Origin of the sequence: Saccharothrix sabaoui, from assembly GCF_051756985.1 — a bacterium.
Taxonomy (GTDB): domain Bacteria; phylum Actinomycetota; class Actinomycetes; order Mycobacteriales; family Pseudonocardiaceae; genus Actinosynnema.
This window is the reverse complement of sequence record NZ_JBPKJK010000170.1, coordinates 1-18,932: the sequence shown is the minus strand read 5'-3', so window position 1 is coordinate 18,932 and position 18,932 is coordinate 1. Positions and strand designations below refer to the sequence as shown.

The following is an 18,932-nucleotide window of genomic DNA, read 5'->3' as shown; positions in this document are numbered from 1 at the left end:
CAGGCCCTTCAGGAAGGTGGCGAACGCGCCTGGCCGGAACCGCAGTGTCCCGCCCGTGGGCAGCTTGGTGTCCCGGACGCGCGTCTCGTCGGGCGTGATCGCCAGCTCGACGCAGTTGGGGTTGCTGGAGCTGCGGCTCGACTTCCGCCAGCTCAACTGCTCGTCAGGCTGCATACCTGGTGTCCCTCACTTCTTCGATGAGCTTCGCGGACTGCTCGGGGTTGAGCGCGAGCTTCGCCGCGTCGTCCCACGCCGCGGCCAGCCCGTCCACGTCCACATCGTCCACCGGCCTGATGCCCGAGTGCTCCTCGACGTAGGCCGACAGCGGCTCGTCCGGCTCCGGGTAGCTGAGCAGCGTCAGCGCGGCGAAGTGCAGTCCGTAAGCTCTCGCCCCGAACGGGATCACCTGGATCGTGACGTTGTCCTGGGCAGCCACCACGCGCAGGTGGTCGAGCTGCGCCGCCATGAGTTCGCGCCCGCCGACGACCCTGTGGAGAGCGGCCTCGTCGACCAGGGCGTGCAGCCGGAAGTCCGCGCGGTCGAGGAGGGTCTGTCGGTCACGCCGCTCGGCCGCCGCTTGCGCCGTCCAGCCCTCTCCGGCGGTGAGCGCACGCGCACGCTCGCCGAGTGCCTCGGCGTAGCCGCCGAGTTGCAGGAGGCCGGGCACGATCTGCTGGTCGAGCGTCCGCTCGTGGATCGCCTCGCCCTCGTCCATGCGGAATCGCAGGTAGCTCGGCGGCAGAGTCGCAGCGTGCGCGACCACGACGGCGTCCTTGCTCGCGCGTTCCCAGAGCGCCGTGCCCTCGGCGATCTCCGCCTCGGTCGCCTTCATCAAGGTCAACATCGCGACGAGCGTCGGGTAGCGCGGCAGGTTCGCACCGGTCAGCATCCGGTCCACCGTGTCGCGAGACGTCCGGACGAGCTTCGCCAACTCGGCGGGCTTCAGCCCGGCCCGATCCATGATCGGGCGGACGTGCCGTCCGAGTCGTCGCTTCGCCCGCGTGGTCCCTACTGCCATATCTGCACCTTAACCACTCTGCGTAGCGCTTTTTGCATCGACATCACCCGAACGCAGATGCTGATTTGCGGTTCCGCAAATGGTAGCGTCTGCATCTGCGGGTAGGGGCAACCGTAGCGCGTCGAGGTGAAGCACCGACCGGTGTCCCTCGCACCCGGCGCGCTCGTCCCAAGGGCGCCCCTACCCGTCCGCACAAATCGCGAGGTGGGGGCTACCCCGACCCTGGCGGCGGTCCTGCGAAGGCAGTTCGCTGCTGGAGGCCCCCACCTCGCCCCTGCCTCTGGAGGTGAAGGGATGCACCTTCACCTACACCATCGAGAATTACGAGGTCAGAACACCTATGGAAACCCCTGAAGACGAAGTGCAGCAGCCACGGCGGTCGAGCACCGCGTACACCCGGTGGCTCGGTGAAGAGCTTCGCCTCCTGCGCGGCGACCGCAGGTCCTCCGTGGTGGCCGCAGGGCTGGGGTGGAGCCTTGCCAAGCTGTCGAAGTTGGAGACGGGCAACCGCTGCACGTCGGACGCCGAATTGGGCGCGTTGCTGGGTTTCTGCGGAGTAGACGCCGCCACTCGCGAGCAGTTGGTCCAGATGGGCCGCAACCACAGGACGAACGGGTTCGTCTGCGTGCACGCCGGTCGTCCGGCCGACAACCTCCTACCACTGGCCCTGCACGAACGGCTCGCCGTGGAGATCGTGCACTACAACCCGCTCGTCGTCCCCGCCGTCCTCCAGGCGAACGACTACGCGCGGGCGGTCTTGAGCGTTCGCCGACCGGCCGAACGGGACCTCGGCGCCGCGATCCAGGCCCGCATCGACCGCCGCATCCGCGTCGAGGGCAAGGAGGTGGAGTTCTTCGTCAACGAGTCCGCGCTCAAACCCCGCGTCGACAACGCCGAGATCCTGGCGCACCAGTTGGTCTACCTGCGCCTGGTGGTCAACTCAGGCGGCGTGCGCGTGCGCGTGATCCCGGACGAGGTCGCGGCGGCATTGGTGTTGGAGAGCGGCACGTTCTCGGTCCTCACCCTGCCGGGGCACATGAAGCCCCTGGTCTGCGTCGAGATGAACGGGGCGACGGCCTTCCTGGAGGAGGACTCGGTGCTGGAGGCGTACCGGTGGCAGTGCGAAGTCCTCAGGGAGGCGGCGTTGTCGGTGGACGACTCGCGGCGGTTCATCGAGCGGGCGTCCGGGTGGTACGAGAACGGTCACACGGCCGAGTGGCCAAGCACCACTCTGAGCCGCTGACCGGCCGGCCGAGGAGGCACAGGTGGAACCCTCCGTCTACCGCGTCCGGCTTCGGCGCGACGACTTCGGCGAAGCGCGCAAGGCTGCCGGGTTGGCATCCGACTACGCATTGGCCCGGGCGCTGGGCGTGCACCGCTCCACGGTGTGCCGAGTCCTGGCGGGCGACTTGGACCCGGGAGCGGGGTTCATCGCCGGAGCGGTCGCGGTGTTCGCCAGGTTCGACCGCTACTTCGAGGTGACCAGAGGGCCGAACCTGGTGCTGATGCCGGGCGTCGACGCAGGTCGAGCGCTGATCAACGGGCACAAGGAAAGCGCCGCCCGGCAGTGGTGAGTTCGACAGGACCGAAGAGGAAGGTCGGGAAATGACCGACGCAGCGCGAGGCACCGAATCGGCCGCCTACCGGGCGGCCCTGGACTACGCCGCTCTGGGCTGGCCCGTTCTACCGGGAGCGATCTGGCGCGAAGGGCGCTTCGTCGACCCGGTGACCGGCGGGCCGGTCACCAGCCCGTACTTGCGCCCGGTCGCGGAGGCGACCACCGACACCGCGCTCATCCGCGAGTGGTGGTCCGTTCCGGGGCCTGACGCGCCGCTCGTCCTCACCGTCATCGGCGGTGCCGTGGGTGCCGTCTCGGTCTACGAGTCGCTGGTCGAGGCCGTGGTGGAGCACCCGTGGTTCACCGCCAGGCCGACGCCCGTGCTGCTCATCCCTGCCATGCCCTTCGCCTTCTTCCTCGTTCGACCGCCGCTCTCCCAGGTGCCGTTCAGCGATGAAGCGAGGGTGGTCAACGACGGCGTGACGCTTCCGCTGCCGCCGAGCGCCATGAGCGAAACCGCTGTCACCTGGCTCGTCTCCCCCGAAGAGGCGGGCAACGTCCTGCTCCTGGGCGATGAGCTGGGTGACCTCATCCGCACCCTCAAGACGGCTGCATGAGGCCGGACACCGGGGCTTCACCCATGCCGGGTGCGGTCCAACGGGATGTTGTGAGCTTCCTACCTGGCAAAACGGGAGACGGGGCTATAGCCAGTCAAAAGTTTGACATTGGTCCGGTCGTTCTGTGAGTGCTCCGGAACGATGATCGACCGGCTTCGCACCGCTACCGACGACACCAACGCGGTGAGCCACCTCGCCGAAGCCAGGACGCAACTGTCCGTGGACCCCGTGTCCGCGTAGGCGCTCGTCTCGACCTACTACGACGCCCTCCCAGACCTGCGACCTCCCGGCGACGGCATGGCAGGTAGGTGATCGCGCCACGAGTCGGTACCCGTCACGTCGGCCGGGCCGTCGTGGCTGAGCCCTGAGCCGCAGGGTGGTGCGCTGCGGCGTCGGGAAGCCGGTCAGCAGTCGTCGACCCCGCCCGGCGTCGGGAAGAAAGGTGTCAGCGGGACCGGCGGAGGGTCACCGTCGGGGTCAGCAGGTCCAGCACCTCGGCCAGGCGGGGCAGGGCGTCGCGCGGCTCGCGGACCCAGCGGACCGGGCCGTCGGCGGTGACGCTGGGCGGCAGCGGCAGGTACCGGCCGCCGTCGAGCAGCAGCACACCCGCCGGCAGGACGGGGCGGAGGGCGCGGGCCGGGTCGACCAGGAACGCCCACAGGGTGGGCGACAGCGCGAGCACCGGCACGTCGGCGCGCACCGGAGAGGCCAGGCGGACGTCCACCAGCAGGCCCGCCACGCCGTGCCCGGTGGGCAGGTGGACGTTGCCGCCGGACAGCACGAGCGGCCAGCCCCTGCGCAGGGCGAGGCGCTCCACGGTGGCGTGCAGCTGGTTGGCGTAGCGGGTGGCGGTGCAGGCGGCGGTGTCGTCCACGGTTCCCCCGTTCCTCGGACCGAGCGGACCGAGCGGACCGAGCGCGTTCGACGGGTGTTCGTCGTCGGCGGGGCCGGCGGTTCACCCGCCCCGCGGGCACCTGGTCACCGGCACCTGAGCTGCGCCGCGTCCGCCACCACCCTGGACGAGGACGTGCCGCTCGGCCCGGCGCGCAGCACGACCTGGCCCGTCCCGTCGGCGAGGGGCAGGGCGGCGTCGTACTCCACCCACCGCCCCCGGAACAGGCCCTGCCGGAGCTCGAACGACCACGTGCTCGGCCGCGCGCCCCAACTGGCCGTGTACGGGTACAGGTCGTAGCGGACGGTCGACCTCGCGTCGCCCGAGTCGGGGATGTAGATCCGCACCGCGCACAGCGCGGCGGCCCGGACGGTGGGCACCGCGAACGTCCAGTCCGCGCCGGCGCGGGTCCCGCCGCCGGTGTGCACCACGACGGTGTAGAGGCCGTCGCACCCGTTCTGCGCCCAGCCGCCGGACGGCGCCTGCCTCGCCCAGTCCGCCGAGCCGCGCGGCGGTGCGCAGCGGCCGAGGGTGAACGCGCCGCCGTCGCCGGTCGGGCCGTCCCACGGTCGCCACGGCCCGTCCACCGCGAACGGCGGTGCGCCGGGTTCCGCGCCGTGCCCGCCCACCAGGCGCGGCAGCGACACGCCCGCAGCGGCCAGCACGGCGGTGACGCCCACCGCGACCAGGAGCCGGGTGCGGTGGCGTCGCCGGCGGCAGCGGTCGTAGCGCTGCCGGGCCTTCCACAGCAGGCCCGGCGGCGGGGGACCGGACGAGGTGGGGAGCCGTTCGCGCAGGCGGACGGCCACGTCGTCGAGGTCGTCACCGGGCACGGGCACCGTCATCACCCCGCACCGCGTCACCCTGCCGGGCCAGGCGCTCCCGCAGCTTGGTCAGGGCGCGCAGCCGGTTGCGCTGCGCCGTGCCCCGGTGGACGCCCAGCAGTTCCGCCGCCTCGTCGAGGGTGTGGCCGTCGAGGTCGACCAGCACGACCACGGCCGCCTCCTTCGCGGACAGCGAACCCAGCAGCCGGGCCGCGTCGTGCCTGCCCTCCGCGTCGGACATCCCGCCGTCCACGGCGGGCGACCACCCGTCCTCCAGCGGCACCAGCCGCCGCTGCGACCGCCAGTGCGAGCGCGCCAGGTTGATCGCCGCGGTGAGGGCGTAGCCGTACGGGTTGGGGTGCTCCACGAAGCGGCGCTCCCGGCGCTCGGTGGCGCGCAGCCGCACGTAGACCTCCTGCACCAGGTCGTCGGCCAGGACCGCGTTGCCCACCAGCGCGGCGACCCGCGAGTAGAGCCGGGACAGGACCCCGGTGAAGACCGCGTCGAACTCGGCGACGTCGTCCACCCGGCCGACGCTACTGGGCGGGGGCTGCCCGGCCAGCGGCCGAACAGGTGGAAAGAATCTTCCCGGCGCGGTCATACGGGAGCGCCCCCCGAAGCGTGTGAGAAGTGCACCACGCCGGACGGGGGGTGGGCGGATGCCGTGCGGGGGAGCACGGCATCCGCCCCGGTTCGGCGCGCCCGGCGGTTCGGCGGCGCCTCACCCGCGGCCTAGAAAGCCTGGTTCGCGAACCCCTTGCGCGCCGCCGCGGACAGGAAGGTCTGCCACGCCGCGCTGCTGGTGTGCGGGTCGCCCGTCACGCCCAGCCGCGACTTCGCGGTGGCGAACGCGCTCGTCGTCAGCGGACCCCAGATGCCGTCCACCGACAGGCCGGACGACATGAAGTTGTTGCACAGCGCCTGCACGAACTTCGTGTCGCTCTCCGACCCCGTCACGCACCGCACGGGCAGCCCGCCGAAGTCCGAGTGGATGTGGTCCTCGTGCGCCGCGTTGTACCACCCGTCCAGCACGAACCGGAACCGCCGCCGGCACACCGCGTCCACGGCCAGGTACCGGCGCCGCGTCGCGACCGTGCTCGACGCGTGGTGCCGGTCCAGCGGCGAGATCGTCTGCCCGCCGCTCCAGCGCACGTGGTCGAGGTCCATCGCGGTTCCGGTACCGTGCTCGCCCGGCTTGTTCACGTAGAACCCCGCCGACACCAGGTAGGTGATGCTCCCGTAGGCCGACGACAGCGACCGCAGGTCCCTGATCCACAGCACCAGGCTGTCGTAGAACCCCTGGGTCACCTGCCAGTTGCGCGCGGTGGTGTTGCCGCGGCTGGACCGCCAGTAGTAGACCGGCGTGCCGTCGATGTTCTGGAACGTGATCATCGGGCCGCCTCCGCGGTGATCAGGCGGCCACCGGCCAGCCAGCCGGTGCGGGCGCCGACGACGCCCAGGGCCTTCGCGTCGGCGGGCACGTCCGGTCGCCGCCGACCGGCGTCCAGGGTCCCCGCGAGCGGCGTCGCGTCCACCACGTCGTTGCCGACCCAGTGGCCTTCGGGGGTGAGGCCGCGCACCGCGACCTCGTCCAGGCCGGACCGGGCGCTCCAGGTGACCCCGTCGCGCGAGGTGTGCAGCACGGTCCCGGCGGTGCCGACCGCCGCCGCGACCCAGCCGGCGGAGGTCCGCGCGACCGCGGTGGCCTTGATCCCGTCCGTCCACTCCAGGCCGCGGACGGGCACGGTCGACCAGCCGCCGGCGGTGCGGCGGGCCGCGATGCGCACCAGCGACGCGCGCTCCTGCTTCACCACGGACCCCAGCGCCAGCCCGCCGCCGACGGCGGTGAACTCGGAGCGCACGCCGTGCAGCCGGCGCGCCTCGCGCCAGGTCGTGCCGTCGGTGGACTCCCAGATCGCCGCGGTCGGGTCGCCGCTGAGCGCGCCCACCGCCACGACCCGGTCGCCGTCGGTGGCGACGTCCACGAGGTCCGCGCCGGCGAGCCCGGTGGTGATCCGCACCGACCCGTCGACGTCGACCAGCACCCAGGCGCCGTCGAGGTGGACCAGGGCGAACGCGGTGCCGGCGGGGTCCGTGAAGACCCCGGCCGACCTGGTGGGGGAGCCGGCGCCGACGGCCGGGACGGCGGGTGCCGGAGCAGCCGCCGCCCGGCCCGCGAGTGTTGTCGTGACCGTGGTGCCGAGCGTCGCCGTGACGGCGGCGCCCAGCACGAACTTTCGCCGATCGAGCACGTCAGTCCTTTCGGGGCAGGGGGAAACGCTGACGTGGCGCTAAGCCGGTTGGAAGATTTCCAACCCGAGTATTGATCCACCGGGGCAGTCGGGCAATGGACCGTTCCGCCCAAACGCGCCACCCCGCGGGACGATCCCCGCCGGGCCGCGCCGGCCGCGGCGACCGTGCTCCCCGACCGTGTTCACCGACCGTGTTCCCCGATCGCGCCCCCGGCCGTGCCTCCCTGACTGCGCCTCCCGATCGTGCCCCCGACCGGTCCCGGGGCGGACGCGCTGCCCGTACCCTGAGCCGGTGCACGACCTCCTGCGGTCCCTGTGGGACGAGCCGCGCCCGCCGCACCCGCCGTCGCCGACCCGGTGGGACCGGGCCCTGATCGCCGTGCTCGTCGCGGCCGTCGTCCTGGAGAGCGCGCTGCGGACGGACCTGGCGTCGCCCGTCTTCTCCGCGGTGATCACCGCCGGGCTGCTGCCCACGCTCCTCTGGCGGCGGACCAGGCCGTTGCACGCGGTCGTGGTCGCCTTCGGCGTCTGCGCGGTCGTCCCGCCGGTGACCGACCTCCAACCCGAGCTGAACAGCATGGCCTACCTGCTCCTCCTGCCGTTCGCGCTGTACCGCTGGGGATCGGGCCGGGAGGCCGCGCTCGGGTCGCTGGTCCTGCTGGCCAACCTCGGGTCCTCGTGGGCGTTCGGCGCCGTCGGCCTCGGCGACTCGCTCGGCGGCGCGGTCGTCCTGTGCACCGCCTGCGCCTTCGGCGCGGCGCTGCGGTACCGGGTCAGGGCGCGCACGCGCGAGCTGGAGCAGGTCGCGCTGCTGGAACGGGAGCGGCTCGCCCGCGACCTGCACGACACCGTCGCCCACCACGTCTCGGCGATGGCCATCCGCGCCCAGGCCGGGCTCGCCACCGCCGCCGCGCACCCGGACGCCGCGGTCGACGCGCTCCGCGTGATCGAGTCCGAGGCGTCCCGGGCGCTCGCCGAGATGCGCGCCATGGTCCGCGTGCTGCGGGCGGACGAGCCGGTCGACCTCGCCCCGACCCCGCACGTCGCCGACCTCCGGCGGCTCGCCGCGCGCCCGCACCCCGGCCCGGAGGTCGACGTGCAGGTCGTGGGCGACGTGGAGGACCTGCCGCCGTCGGTCGGCACCGCGGTCTACCGGCTCGCCCAGGAGTCCGTCACCAACGCCCTGCGGCACGCCCGGCACGCCACCCGGATCGCGGTCCGCGTGGTCGCCGACGACCGCTCGGTGCACCTGCGGGTCAGCGACGACGGCGAGAGCCCCGCCCGCCCGGCCACCGTGCGCGGGCACGGGCTGATCGGCATGGCCGAGCGCGCCGGCCTGCTCGGCGGCACCTGCGAGGCGGGCCCGGACCCGGACCGCGGCTGGACGGTCACCGCCGTGCTGCCGCGCACCGGGGTGCCCGCGTGAGCGTCCGCGTCGTCGTCGCCGACGACCAGGAGATCGTCCGCACCGGCCTCACGATGATCCTCGACGCCCAACCGGGCATCGAGGTGGTGGGCCAGGCGGCGGACGGCCGGCACGCGGTCGAGCTGGCCCGCCGGCTGCGCCCCGACGTGTGCCTGTTCGACATCAGGATGCCGCTGCTCGACGGGATCGAGGCCACCCGCGCGCTCGCCGGGCCGGACGTGGCCGACCCGCTCGCCGTCGTCGTGATCACCACCTTCGACCTCGACGAGTACGTCTACGCGGCGCTGCACGCCGGCGCGCGCGGCTTCCTGCTCAAGGACGCCGGGCCCGTGCTGCTCGCCCAGGCCGTGCACGCCGCCGCGAGCGGCGACGCGCTGATCGCCCCGAGCGTCACCGCCCGGCTGCTCGCGGCGTTCGCGGGCGCCGGACCGGCGGCGACCCCGGTGCAGCCCGTCGAGGCGCTCACCGAACGGGAGGAGCAGGTCCTCGCCGCCGTGGCCGCCGGGTGCACGAACGGCGAGGTGGCCCAGCAGCTCCACATCACGCTGAGCACGGTCAAGACCCACGTCACGAGCCTGATGAACAAGCTCGGCGCGCGCAACCGCGTCGAGATCGCCATCTGGGCCCACGAGACCGACCGCGTCCGGCGCGGCGCCCGCCGCTGAGGGACGCCCCTCAGCCGGAAGTACTACCCGGGACCGGCCTTTGGTCCGGCCGAACGGCGGCCTGATTGCCGATGGGCCGGACCCGTCCCGGCGGCCACGATCTGCGGCATGACGACAACAGCGACCCGGCGCGCGCCCCGGCGCGCGACCCGGCCCGGGCGGGAGTCGCTGGTGCCGGCCGGGCTGCTCGCGCTCAGCGCGATCCCGGTGCTCGGCGGCGCCTTCCGCCTGGGCGATCCCGGTGGCGGCGGCACGCCCCTGGTGGTGCACATCATCGGGGCCAGTGGCTACGCCGTCCTGGGCGCCTTCCAGTTCGCGCCCCGGTTCCGCGCCCGGCGGCGGCGGTGGCACCGCGTGGCCGGGCGGCTGGTGGTCCTCTGCGGTCTCGCCGCGGCGCTGTCGGGGCTGTGGCTGACCCTGTTCCACCTCGGGCCGGACGACGGGGGCGTGCTCCTCACCGGCGTCCGGGTCGTGTTCGGCGCGCTCTGGGCGGTGTTCCTGGTCCTCGGCGTCACCGCGGCCCGGCGCCGCGACCTCACCCGGCACCGCGCCTGGATGGTCCGCGCGTACGCGGTCGGCCTGGCCGCCGGCACCCAGGCGTTCACCCTCGGGCTCGGGGCGGCGGTCCTCGGCGACCTCGACCGGACGTCCGAGGCCCTGCTGATGCTCGCCGGCTGGCTGATCAACGCGGCCGTGGCCGAACGGGCCGTGCACCGCTCCCGCACCACCCCGAAACAGGCGGAGGAACGATGAAGGCCATCACCCAGGACCGGTACGGCGCGCCCGACGTGCTGCGGCTCGACGAGGTCGACCGGCCGGCGCCCGCGGCCGGGGAGGTGCTCGTCCGGGTGCGCGCGGCGGCGGTGAACGCCCGCGACTGGCACGTCATGCGCGGCGACCCGTACCTGGCGCGCCTCATGCCCGGCCCGATGGGGCTCACCCGGCCGAAGGTGGCGATCAGGGGCACCGACTTCGCGGGCGAGGTGGCGGCGGTGGGCGCCGGGGTGACCCGGTTCCGGCCGGGCGACGAGGTGTACGGCGAGGTCGACGGTGCGTTCGCCGAGTACGTGTGCGCGCCCGACGACGTGGTGGACGCCAAGCCCGCCGGCCTGACCTTCGAGCAGGCCGCCGCGCTGCCCCTGGCCGCCAACACCGCGCTCGTCGGCCTGCGCGACCTCGGCCGGGTGCGGCCGGGGCAGCGGGTCCTGGTCAACGGCGCGTCCGGCGGCGTCGGCACGTTCGCCGTGCAGCTCGGCAGGCACCTCGGCGCCGAGGTGACCGCCGTGTGCAGCGCCCGGAACGCGGAGCTGGTCGCCTCGCTCGGCGCGAACCACGTCATCGACTACGCCCAGGACGACTTCACCCGCGACGAGGGGCGCCACGACGTCGTGCTCGACCTGGTGGGCAACCGCCCGTTGACCGCCCTCCGGCGCGCGCTCAAGCCCGGCGGGACGCTCCTGCTCTCCGGCGGAGGGGTGTCCACCGGGGGCAGGCCCCTCGGGCCCATGGGGCTCGTCCTGCGGGCGGCGCTGGTGGCTCCGCTCGTCCGCCGGCACCGGGTGCTCGTCCTGGAGGCGCGACCGAGCCGGGCGAACCTGGCGGCGCTGCGGGAGCTCGCCGAGTCCGGGGCGCTCGTGCCGGTCGTCGACCGGACCTACGGGCTCGACCGGGTGCCCGACGCGATCCGGTACGTCGAGGACGAGCACGCCCGCGCCAAGGTCGTCATCACCGTGTGACGCGGTCGGGGGCCCGGCGTCGGGGTGGCGGGGTAGGCTCGGCGGTGTTCGCGACTGGCGTGCCGAGGGTGGGACGGACCACCGGGGAGCGTTGAGCCGACGGGCACCGCGCGCCTGGGTGCTCCGGCAGCGCTCACGCGCGCGTGGAGGCCGTCGTGCACGAACCCGCCATCCCGTCGTTGACCGGGGCCGACCCCGAGGTCGCCCGCCTGGTGCAGGCCGAGGCCCGGCGCCAGTTCGAGAAGGTCCGCCTGATCGCCTCGGAGAACTACGTCTCCACCGCGGTCCTGGAGGCGACCGGCTCGGTCCTCACCAACAAGTACTCCGAGGGCTACGCCGGCCGCCGCTACTACGAGGGCCAGCAGGTCGTCGACCCCGTCGAGCAACTGGCCGTGAGCCGGGCCAAGGCGCTGTTCGGCGCGGACCACGCCAACGTGCAGCCCTACTCCGGCTCGCCCGCCAACCTGGCCGTCTACCTGGCGTTCCTCGACCCCGGCGACGCGGTCATGGGCATGGCCCTGCCCGCCGGCGGCCACCTCACCCACGGGTGGGGCGTCTCGGCCACCGGCAAGTGGTTCCGCGGCGTCCAGTACGGCGTCCGCAAGGAGACCGGCACGGTCGACCTGGACGACGTCCGCGACCTGGCCCTCGCCGAACGCCCGAAGGTCATCTTCTGCGGCGGCACGGCGATCCCGCGCACCATCGACTTCGCCGGGTTCGCCGAGATCGCCCGCGAGGTCGGCGCGGTCCTGGTGGCCGACATCGCGCACATCGCGGGCCTGGTCGCGGGCGGCGCGCACCCGTCGCCGGTCGGGCACGCCCAGGTGATCACCACGACCACCCACAAGACCCTGCGCGGCCCGCGCGGCGCGATGATCCTCACCGACGCCGAGCACGCCAAGCCGGTCGACAAGGCCGTCTTCCCGGGCCTCCAGGGCGGCCCGCACAACCACACCACGGCCGCCATCGCGGTCGCGCTCGGCGAGGCCCTCGACCCGTCGTTCGGCCTCTACGCCCACGCCGTCGTGCAGAACGCCCGCGCGCTGGCCGCCGCCCTGCTCGACCGCGGCTTCGACCTGGTCTCCGGCGGCACGGACAACCACCTCGTGCTGCTCGACCTGACCAACCGGGCCGTGGGTGGCAAGCCCGCCGCCAAGGCGCTCGACCGGGCGGGCATCGAGGCGAACTACAACACCGTCCCGTTCGACCCGCGCAAGCCGTTCGACCCGTCCGGCGTGCGCCTCGGCACGGCCGCCGTCACCACTCGCGGCCTGACCGCCGACCACATGCCGCAGGTCGCGGAGTGGATCGACCGCGCGATCAGGGCGACCGACGAGCACGAGCTGGACCGGATCGCCGCCGAGGTCGCAGACCTGATGACCGGCTACCCGATGCCCGGCTGGGCGTAGCGGACGGCCTCGGCCAGCCGGGCCACGTCGGCCCGGAAGGTCTCGTGCCGCACCGCGACGCACCCCGTCCCCGGCAGCTGGTCGGCGGGCAGCTCCACCCCGTCGACCAGCACCGCGACCACCGGCACCGACCGCGTGAGCGCCGTCTCCACCTCGCCGCGCATCGACTCGTCCGGCGCGGTCCACCCCGGCCCGACGACGGCCAGCAGCACGTCGCACGACGCCACGTCCGGCACGACGGCGCGCCCCAGGTCGTCGAGCCGGTCCGCGATCCGCCCCGCCAGGTGCAGGTCGTGCCGCCGGTGGCTCAGGTACAGCCGGGCGGCGCGCGGCGGCGCTGGCGGGAGCGGGACGCCCGCCAGCGCCGCGAACGCGCGGTCCCGCACGTCGTCCGGTTCCGCGCCGCACCGGACCAGCACGTCCGCCGCCACCCCGTCGCCCTCGGTCAGCACGCCCAGCAGCAGGTGCCCGGTGCCGACGTGCCGGTGCCCCAGGGCCATCGCCTCCCGCACGGCCGAGGCCAGCGCCCGCTTCGCGCCCGGCGTGAACGGCAGGTGCCCCGAGAACGGGACGCCGCCGCGCCCGACCTCCCGCACGTGCGACCGGCAGTCCCCGGGCGTCACCCCGGACGACACGAGCACGGCCGCCGCCGCCCCGCCCTCGCCGAGCAGCCCCAGCAGCAGGTGCCCGGTGCCGACGCAGGCGTGCCCGAGCCCGTGCGCCTCGTCCAGCGCCAGCGCGGACACCCGCCGCGCCTCCTCGGTGTACCAGCCCATCAGCCCACCGCCACCGCGTCGAGCAGCCGTGCCACGTCCTGCCGGAAGCTCTCGTGCCGCACCCGCAGCCCGTGCCGGGACGCCACCGCGCGCAGGCCGTCGGGCAGCTCGTCGGCGGCGGGCACCTCCGCGCCGTCCACCAGCACCGGGATCACCGGCACGTCCCGCCGCAGCGCGGCCTCGACCTCCACCCGCACCAGGTCGTCCGCCAGCTCCAACCGCCGCCTGCCGCGCGCGTCGGTGACCGCCGCCCAGTCCGGCCCGATGATCGCCAGCAGCACCGTGCACGAGGCCACGGCGTCGGTGATGACCCGGGTGAAGTCGGTGCCGAGGCCGATCGAGTCGACGTCCATGAACACGCCCTGCTCGCCGAACCGGTCCACCAGCCGGTCCGCGATCCGCCCGGCGACGTGCGAGGTGCCCTGCCGCCGGTAGCTGACGAACACCTTCGTCGACCGCCGCGGCGACGCGGGCGGGAGGTTCATCGCGGCGAGCAGCCGGTCGCGCACCAGGGGCACGGACGCGCCGCCGGCGCTCAGGACGTACCGCACGCGCGGGTCGTCCTGGTCCAGCAGCGCCAGCAGCAGGTGCCCGTCGTCGACCTCGTCCACCCCGGAGCCCGTCGCCCGGCCGGGCGCGTCGGCCAGCACCGCGCGCACCTCGTCCGACAGGAGGACCTCGCCGGACGACCCCGACCCCAGCTTCTTGATCCCCAGGTACCGCCGCACGCCGGCCGACGTGACCCCGAGGCCGTCCAGCACCCGCCCGGCCGGGCCCTTGGCCTCGACCAGACCCAGCAGGAGGTCCTCCGGCCTGACCACGGACGCGCCGCGCCGTCTCACGGCGTGCCGAGCGACGACCACGGCCTCTTGGGCGCGCGAGGTGAACACCTTCCCCAACCCGGCCTCCGGAGCACTCGCGCTACTGGTCGCGTTCACACCATCGCACGCGGTGCCCGGGCGTTACCGGAACCGGTCGGTCGCCGCGACCCTCGCCGCCGTCATGGCGTCGTTGCCGCTGTGGTCGGCGTGGGGGATCATGATCAGCTCGGCGTCCGGCCAGGCGTGCGCCAGCCGCCACGGGGTGCCGATGAGGTTGCCCAGGTCGAGCACCCCTTGAACGATCACGCCCGGGATGCCCGCGAGCTTCCCCGCCTCCTCGATGACGACGCCCTCGCGCAGCCACGAGCCGTGCGCCCAGTAGTGGGTGACGAGGCGCGCGAAGGCCAGCCGGTACTCCGGGGGGTCGAAGCGGTCGCCCTGCGAGGCGAGGGTGTCCTCCCAGCGGCACCACTCCTCGGCCGCCCGGTGGTGCACGGCCGGGTCCGGGTCGAGCAGCTTGGCCAGGTAGGCCGACGGCAGGTCGTCGCCGTCCGGGGCGAACGCGCGGAACCGCGCCCACGCCTCGGGGAACATCGGCGCGAGGCCCTTGGTCAGCAGGTCCGTCTCCTCCCGCATCCCGGTGGCGATGCCCGCCTGCACCAGCTCGGTCACCCGGTGCGGGTGGCGCTCGGCGTACACCAGGCTGAGCACCGACCCCCAGGACGCGCCGAACAGCTGCCACCGCTCGATGCCCAGGTGCTCGCGCAGCAGTTCGAGGTCGGCGACCAGGTGGTCGGTGGTGTTGGTCGACAGGTCCACCTCGGGCTGCCCGGCGTGCGGGGTGCTGCGCCCGCAGCCGCGCTGGTCGAGCAGCACGATCCGGTAGGCGTCCGGGTCGAAGTAGCGGCGGGCGCGGGGCCAGGAGCCCGACCCCGGCCCGCCGTGCAGGCAGACCACCGGTTTGCCCTCCGGGTTGCCGGACACCTCCCAGTAGACGTGGTGCCCGTCGCCGACGTCGAGCATGCCGTGGTCGTGCGGTTCGATCTCCGGGTACAGCACCGGAACCCTCCCGAGGCGGTGTGACAGCGGTGATACAACAGTGCTGTTACATTAGCCCGGAAGCGTCCGGGAGCGGAGGGAATATCGCCCGCACGTCCACGCCGCCGCCCACCCACAGGCCGATCGAGAACGCCGTCACCGCCTCCAGCAGCGCCGTCCGTTCCAGTGGCCCGGCGTCCACCGGTTCGCACCCGATCGACCGCGCCGGCTCCGCCACCAGCTCCTTCGCCCCGGCCGGGTCGCCGCACAGCGGCACGCCCAGGGGGCGCCCCTCGAAGGTGAGCGACGGCAGCCGCCACACGTCCACGTGGCACAGGTTGAACGCCTTCACCACGTGCGCCCCGGTCGCCGCCGCCAACCGCACCGCCCCGTCGTCGCCGGGCGTGAACCGGCCGGGCACGAGCGAGTTCGTGCAGTCGACGACGACCTTCCCGGCCACCGGGCCGAGCGCCTCGACCGCCGCCGCGGCCGGCACCGCCGCTGGCACGACGTCGCCGAACGCGACCGCCTCGGCGGCCGTCCCGGCCGTCCCGCCGATCTCCTCGGCCGCCCGCCCCGCCCGCTCGGCCGACCGCGCGCCGACCACCACCTCGTGCCCGCCGGCGGCCCACCGCCCGCCCAGCGCCCGCGCCATGCCGCCCGACCCCACCACGCCGATCCGCACCGGAACCTCCCGAGACCCGTCTGGTGCGGACGACGCCAGGCAACCGGGCAGGCACCGGACGGTGCCCGCGGTGACGCCTACTGTCGGTATCGACCCGTCCCGACCCGTCCCGACCCGCGGAGGACAGCGGTGGACCTACTGGCCGACTGCCGGGCCCGTCAGGCGTTCGACCTGCTGGGCAACACCTGGAACCCGGTGCTGCTGCTCGCCCTGCGCCACGGCCCCCGCCGCCCGGCGGACCTGCGCCGCGCCATCGGCGGCATCCGCCCCAAGGTGCTGACCGAGACGCTGCGCCGCCTGGAGGGCGCGGGCCTGGTCGTCAGGACCCCCGTGCCCGGCCGGGTCGAGTACGACCTCGCCGGGCTGGGGCGCAGCCTGCTGGGGCCGATCGACGCCCTGGGCCGCCGGGTCCACGAGCGCGGCGACGAGATCCTCCTGCCCGACCCCGGCTGACCCGGGCCTCAGCCGAGGACGTCGATCCGGATCACGCCGCCGTCGTGGTCGACCTGGTGCGCGTCGGTGTCGTCGAACCAGTGGCCGTCGGTGCCCAGGTAGCGGAACCGGTGCGTGCCCGGTGGCAGGATGACGCTCACCGTGCGTGTCCCGTCGCGGCGCGGCCGGAGCTCGTGCACGCCCGGTGTCCAATCGTTGAACGATCCCACCACGCTGACCGGGCCGTCGGGCTGGTCGAGCGGCAGCGAGAAGGTCACGCGGCGCTTCAAGCCAAAGAGGCGCGCGTTGCGGAGCATGGGTCTCCCTCGGGTACCACGGGACGATCCTGGACGGCCCGACCCTATGCCCGGACGGCCGCTGGATGTCCGAAGTGGACTGTCGCGCGTACGGGTGACGCGCGGCGGCGCGGGAGAGCCGCGTCACAAAGGTGCAGTCGCTGCAAAGTTGCAGTCAGTGCATCTTTTTCTCTAGCCTGTTCGAGTGACCGTCCACGCCGAAGGGCTCCGCGACCGCAAGAAGCGGCAGACCCGGGACGCGCTCAGCCGCGCCGCCGTCGACCTCGTCGCGCGGCACGGCCTCGACCACGTCACGGTCGAGGACGTCAGCGCCGCCGCGGACGTGTCGCCGCGCACCTTCTTCAACTACTTCGCCACCAAGGAAGAAGCCGTCCTCGGCCCCGACCCGGAGGCGGGATCGCGCATCCGGGCGCGGGTGCTCGCCCAGCCGGCGGAGCTGTCCGCCGCCGGGGCGGTGCGCGAGGCGCTGCTCGCCGAGATCGCCGCCGAACTGGCCGTCGACCGCGAGTTCTGGCTGCGGAGGATGCGCGTCGTGCAGCAGCACCCCGTGCTGCTGGCCAAGGTGCTCGCCGGCGGGGAGGCGGTCGAGCGCGAGGTCGTCGAGGCCGTCGCCGAACGCGTCGGCCTGCCCGCGAACGACACCTACCCGCTGCTGCTCGGCGCGGCGACCGGCGCCGCGTTCCGGGTGGCCGTCGCCCGCTGGTCGTGCCTCGACGAGCCGACGCCGCTGCACGAGGTGTTCACCGAGGCGATGGACCTGCTCGCCGCGGGCCTGGCGAACCCGCCGCGGGGCTGACCCGAAGACCTGACCGAAGAACCCGGGGGGATCATGTCCACCGAAACCGACGCCGGCCACGCGGCCGGCACCGACAGCGGGGGGACCGGCGCGCACTCGCGCCGGGACGTCCTGCAAGCCATGTCCGGCCTGATGCTCGGCATGTTCGTGTCGATCCTGGCCTCCACCGTCGTGTCGAACGCCCTGCCGCGCATCATCGCCGACCTGCACGGCTCGCAGTCCGTCTACACGTGGGTCGTCACCACCGAGCTGCTCGCCATGACGGCCACCGTGCCGCTGTGGGGCAAGCTCGCCGACCTCTACAGCCGCAAGCTGCTCATCCAGCTCTCGCTCGGCCTGTTCGTCGTCGGCTCCCTGATCGCCGGGTTCTCCCCGAACGTCGAGGTGCTGATCGCGAGCCGCGTCGTGCAGGGCCTCGGCGCGGGCGGCATGACCGCGCTGGCCACCATCGTGATGGCCGCGATGATCCCGCCGCGCGAGATGGGCCGCTACGCGGGCATCTTCGGCGCCGTGTTCGGCGTCGGCACCGTCGCCGGCCCGCTCATCGGCGGCGTGCTGGTCGACACCTCGTGGCTGGGCTGGCGCTGGTGCTTCTTCATCGGCGTGCCGTTCACCCTGGCCTCGATCATCCTGCTCCAGCGCACCCTGCGCCTGCCGGTGGTCCGCAAGGAGGTCAAGGTCGACTACCTCGGCGCGGCGCTGATCGTGGGCGGCGTGTCCACCCTGCTGGTGTGGTCCACGCTGGCCGGCCACCAGTTCGAGTGGGCCTCCGGCTGGACCGCCCTGCTCGTCGCGGTCGGCGTGGGGCTGCTGGTCCTCGCGGTGTGGGTGGAGTCGCGGGTGCCCGACCCGATCGTGCCGCTGACGATCTTCACCAACCGCACGGTCGCGCTCACCACGCTCGCCAGCGCCCTGGTCGGCGTGGCGATGTTCGGCGGCACTGTGTTCCTGTCGCAGTACTTCCAGATCGGCATGGGCAAGACGCCGACGCAGGCGGGCCTGATGAGCCTGCCGATGATCTTCGGCCTGCTGGTGTCCTCCACCGTCGCGGGCAACCTGATCACCAAGTGGGGCAGGTGGAAGGTCTTCCTGGTCGCCGGCGGCGCGATCATGGTGGCGGGGATGCTGCTGCTGGCCACCATCGACGCGAACACGACCGTGTTCACGGTCAGCGTGCACATGGCCGTGCTCGGCGTCGGCGTCGGCCTGCTGATGCAGAACCTGGTGCTGGCGGCGCAGAACGACGTGCCCGCCAAGGACCTGGGCGCGACGACGTCGACCCTGACGTTCTTCCGCTCGCTGGGCGGCTCGATCGGCGTGAGCGCGCTCGGCGCGGTCCTCGCCACCCGGGTGGAGACGCTGAGCACGGAGAAGCTCGGCCCGGTGGCCGGCGGTTCGGGCGGCTCCGAGGTGCCCGACCTGACCCTGCTGCCCGAGCCGGTGCGCGCGATCGTGCGCGACATCTACGCGACCGCGACCGCCGAGCTGTTCCTGATCGGCGCCCCGATCGCCCTGCTCGCCCTGGTGGCGGTGCTGTTCGTGAAGGAGAAGCCGCTCAAGACCATGAGCGGCGACGAGCGCCTGGCCGCCGAGATGGCGGGCGGCGGGCACTGAGCGCGCGGTCCACCCCTAAAAGGTTTTTCACCGACGGTGATCATGTCGGCACGCAG

The 18,932-nt window shown here is 73.8% G+C and carries 23 protein-coding genes and 1 riboswitch; of the genes, 11 read left to right on the top strand and 12 right to left on the bottom strand.

Features of this window, described 5'->3' with window-relative positions:
* Together ACR807_RS34950 and ACR807_RS34945 are read right to left on the bottom strand one after the other, a co-directional pair.
* Nucleotides 1–174, bottom strand: a 174-nt coding sequence (locus ACR807_RS34950; RefSeq protein ID WP_438925775.1) for a DUF397 domain-containing protein, incomplete at its 3' end; no start/stop codon positions are given.
* Nucleotides 164–1,018: a helix-turn-helix domain-containing protein gene (locus ACR807_RS34945; RefSeq protein WP_438925772.1), complete on the bottom strand. Its 855-nt coding sequence runs from the start codon at nucleotides 1,016–1,018 to the stop codon at nucleotides 164–166. The genes ACR807_RS34950 and ACR807_RS34945, both read right to left, overlap by 11 nt.
* A gap of 340 nt (nucleotides 1,019–1,358) precedes the next feature.
* Between ACR807_RS34945 and ACR807_RS34940 the strand changes: the two genes are divergently transcribed.
* From ACR807_RS34940 to ACR807_RS34930, 3 genes are read left to right on the top strand one after another with little or no spacing between them, the layout of a single operon-like run.
* On the top strand, nucleotides 1,359–2,261 hold the full coding sequence (locus tag ACR807_RS34940; protein ID WP_438925771.1) for a helix-turn-helix domain-containing protein: 903 nt from the start codon (nucleotides 1,359–1,361) through the stop codon (nucleotides 2,259–2,261).
* 22 nt (nucleotides 2,262–2,283) lie between these two features.
* Nucleotides 2,284–2,592, top strand: coding sequence for a helix-turn-helix domain-containing protein (locus ACR807_RS34935; protein ID WP_438925770.1), 309 nt, complete (start codon nucleotides 2,284–2,286; stop codon nucleotides 2,590–2,592).
* A gap of 31 nt (nucleotides 2,593–2,623) precedes the next feature.
* Nucleotides 2,624–3,193 carry a bifunctional DNA primase/polymerase gene (locus tag ACR807_RS34930; RefSeq protein ID WP_438925769.1) on the top strand — a complete coding sequence of 190 codons (570 nt, stop codon included), beginning with the start codon at nucleotides 2,624–2,626 and terminating at the stop codon, nucleotides 3,191–3,193.
* Nucleotides 3,194–3,638: 445 nt separating this feature from the next.
* Here ACR807_RS34930 and ACR807_RS34925 read toward each other — a convergent pair whose 3' ends face one another.
* The 5 genes from ACR807_RS34925 to ACR807_RS34905 form a co-directional block, all read right to left on the bottom strand.
* A complete protein-coding gene (locus ACR807_RS34925) occupies nucleotides 3,639–4,067 on the bottom strand; it encodes a hypothetical protein (RefSeq protein ID WP_438925768.1) in 429 nt (142 codons plus the stop codon).
* A 104-nt stretch (nucleotides 4,068–4,171) separates the two neighbouring features.
* Nucleotides 4,172–4,930 carry a hypothetical protein gene (locus tag ACR807_RS34920; protein ID WP_438925767.1) on the bottom strand — a complete coding sequence of 253 codons (759 nt, stop codon included), beginning with the start codon at nucleotides 4,928–4,930 and terminating at the stop codon, nucleotides 4,172–4,174.
* Nucleotides 4,908–5,435, bottom strand: a complete 528-nt coding sequence (locus ACR807_RS34915) for an RNA polymerase sigma factor (RefSeq protein ID WP_438925766.1) — start codon at nucleotides 5,433–5,435, stop codon at nucleotides 4,908–4,910. The genes ACR807_RS34920 and ACR807_RS34915 overlap by 23 nt, the downstream gene beginning before the upstream one ends.
* Before the next feature lie 206 nt (nucleotides 5,436–5,641).
* Nucleotides 5,642–6,301 carry an extensin family protein gene (locus ACR807_RS34910; RefSeq protein ID WP_438925765.1) on the bottom strand — a complete coding sequence of 220 codons (660 nt, stop codon included), beginning with the start codon at nucleotides 6,299–6,301 and terminating at the stop codon, nucleotides 5,642–5,644.
* Nucleotides 6,298–7,161 (bottom strand): hypothetical protein, encoded by an 864-nt coding sequence (locus tag ACR807_RS34905; protein ID WP_438925764.1) that lies wholly within the window; start codon nucleotides 7,159–7,161, stop codon nucleotides 6,298–6,300. Before ACR807_RS34905 ends, ACR807_RS34910 begins: the two co-directional genes overlap by 4 nt.
* A gap of 292 nt (nucleotides 7,162–7,453) precedes the next feature.
* On the opposite strand from ACR807_RS34905, the gene ACR807_RS34900 reads away from it, so the two are divergent.
* The 5 genes from ACR807_RS34900 to glyA all read left to right on the top strand — a co-directional run bounded on the left by ACR807_RS34900 (nucleotide 7,454) and on the right by glyA (nucleotide 12,397).
* Nucleotides 7,454–8,587, top strand: coding sequence for a sensor histidine kinase (locus ACR807_RS34900; RefSeq protein WP_438925763.1), 1,134 nt, complete (start codon nucleotides 7,454–7,456; stop codon nucleotides 8,585–8,587).
* Nucleotides 8,584–9,252, top strand: coding sequence for a response regulator (locus tag ACR807_RS34895; RefSeq protein WP_438925762.1), 669 nt, complete (start codon nucleotides 8,584–8,586; stop codon nucleotides 9,250–9,252). The genes ACR807_RS34900 and ACR807_RS34895 overlap by 4 nt, the downstream gene beginning before the upstream one ends.
* Nucleotides 9,253–9,360: 108 nt before the next feature.
* Nucleotides 9,361–10,005: a DUF2306 domain-containing protein gene (locus ACR807_RS34890; RefSeq protein ID WP_438925761.1), complete on the top strand. Its 645-nt coding sequence runs from the start codon at nucleotides 9,361–9,363 to the stop codon at nucleotides 10,003–10,005.
* The gene (locus tag ACR807_RS34885; RefSeq protein WP_438925760.1) at nucleotides 10,002–10,988 is read left to right on the top strand and encodes an NAD(P)-dependent alcohol dehydrogenase; all 987 of its coding nucleotides are present in this window, start codon (nucleotides 10,002–10,004) and stop codon (nucleotides 10,986–10,988) included. The genes ACR807_RS34890 and ACR807_RS34885 overlap by 4 nt, the downstream gene beginning before the upstream one ends.
* 40 nt (nucleotides 10,989–11,028) lie before the next feature.
* A riboswitch (ZMP/ZTP riboswitch) is annotated at nucleotides 11,029–11,115 on the top strand.
* A 28-nt stretch (nucleotides 11,116–11,143) separates the two neighbouring features.
* Nucleotides 11,144–12,397: a serine hydroxymethyltransferase gene (gene glyA / locus ACR807_RS34880; RefSeq protein ID WP_438925759.1), complete on the top strand. Its 1,254-nt coding sequence runs from the start codon at nucleotides 11,144–11,146 to the stop codon at nucleotides 12,395–12,397.
* Here glyA and ACR807_RS34875 read toward each other — a convergent pair.
* The 4 genes from ACR807_RS34875 to ACR807_RS34860 all read right to left on the bottom strand — a co-directional run bounded on the left by ACR807_RS34875 (nucleotide 12,373) and on the right by ACR807_RS34860 (nucleotide 15,717).
* Nucleotides 12,373–13,173 carry a Clp protease N-terminal domain-containing protein gene (locus tag ACR807_RS34875; RefSeq protein ID WP_438925758.1) on the bottom strand — a complete coding sequence of 267 codons (801 nt, stop codon included), beginning with the start codon at nucleotides 13,171–13,173 and terminating at the stop codon, nucleotides 12,373–12,375. The two genes, glyA and ACR807_RS34875, sit on opposite strands and share 25 nt — an antisense overlap.
* Entirely contained in the window at nucleotides 13,173–14,063 is an 891-nt protein-coding gene (locus tag ACR807_RS34870; protein ID WP_438925774.1) for a toll/interleukin-1 receptor domain-containing protein, read from the bottom strand. The genes ACR807_RS34875 and ACR807_RS34870 overlap by 1 nt, the downstream gene beginning before the upstream one ends.
* A 72-nt stretch (nucleotides 14,064–14,135) precedes the next feature.
* Nucleotides 14,136–15,053, bottom strand: a complete 918-nt coding sequence (gene pip / locus ACR807_RS34865; protein WP_438925757.1) for a prolyl aminopeptidase — start codon at nucleotides 15,051–15,053, stop codon at nucleotides 14,136–14,138.
* 46 nt (nucleotides 15,054–15,099) lie between these two features.
* A complete protein-coding gene (locus ACR807_RS34860) occupies nucleotides 15,100–15,717 on the bottom strand; it encodes an NADPH-dependent F420 reductase (protein ID WP_438925756.1) in 618 nt (205 codons plus the stop codon).
* Nucleotides 15,718–15,846: 129 nt separating this feature from the next.
* Between ACR807_RS34860 and ACR807_RS34855 the strand changes: the two genes are divergently transcribed.
* Nucleotides 15,847–16,170 (top strand): winged helix-turn-helix transcriptional regulator, encoded by a 324-nt coding sequence (locus ACR807_RS34855; RefSeq protein WP_438925755.1) that lies wholly within the window; start codon nucleotides 15,847–15,849, stop codon nucleotides 16,168–16,170.
* Between the two features lie 8 nt (nucleotides 16,171–16,178).
* Here the strand turns inward: ACR807_RS34855 and ACR807_RS34850 are convergent, their stop codons facing one another.
* Nucleotides 16,179–16,466: an isoamylase early set domain-containing protein gene (locus ACR807_RS34850; RefSeq protein WP_438925754.1), complete on the bottom strand. Its 288-nt coding sequence runs from the start codon at nucleotides 16,464–16,466 to the stop codon at nucleotides 16,179–16,181.
* A 184-nt stretch (nucleotides 16,467–16,650) separates the two neighbouring features.
* Between ACR807_RS34850 and ACR807_RS34845 the strand changes: the two genes are divergently transcribed.
* Both ACR807_RS34845 and ACR807_RS34840 read left to right on the top strand, forming a co-directional pair.
* Nucleotides 16,651–17,262 (top strand): TetR/AcrR family transcriptional regulator, encoded by a 612-nt coding sequence (locus ACR807_RS34845; protein ID WP_438925753.1) that lies wholly within the window; start codon nucleotides 16,651–16,653, stop codon nucleotides 17,260–17,262.
* Nucleotides 17,263–17,382: 120 nt separating this feature from the next.
* Nucleotides 17,383–18,876 (top strand): MDR family MFS transporter, encoded by a 1,494-nt coding sequence (locus ACR807_RS34840; protein ID WP_438925773.1) that lies wholly within the window; start codon nucleotides 17,383–17,385, stop codon nucleotides 18,874–18,876.
* Nucleotides 18,877–18,932 lie beyond the last annotated feature (56 nt).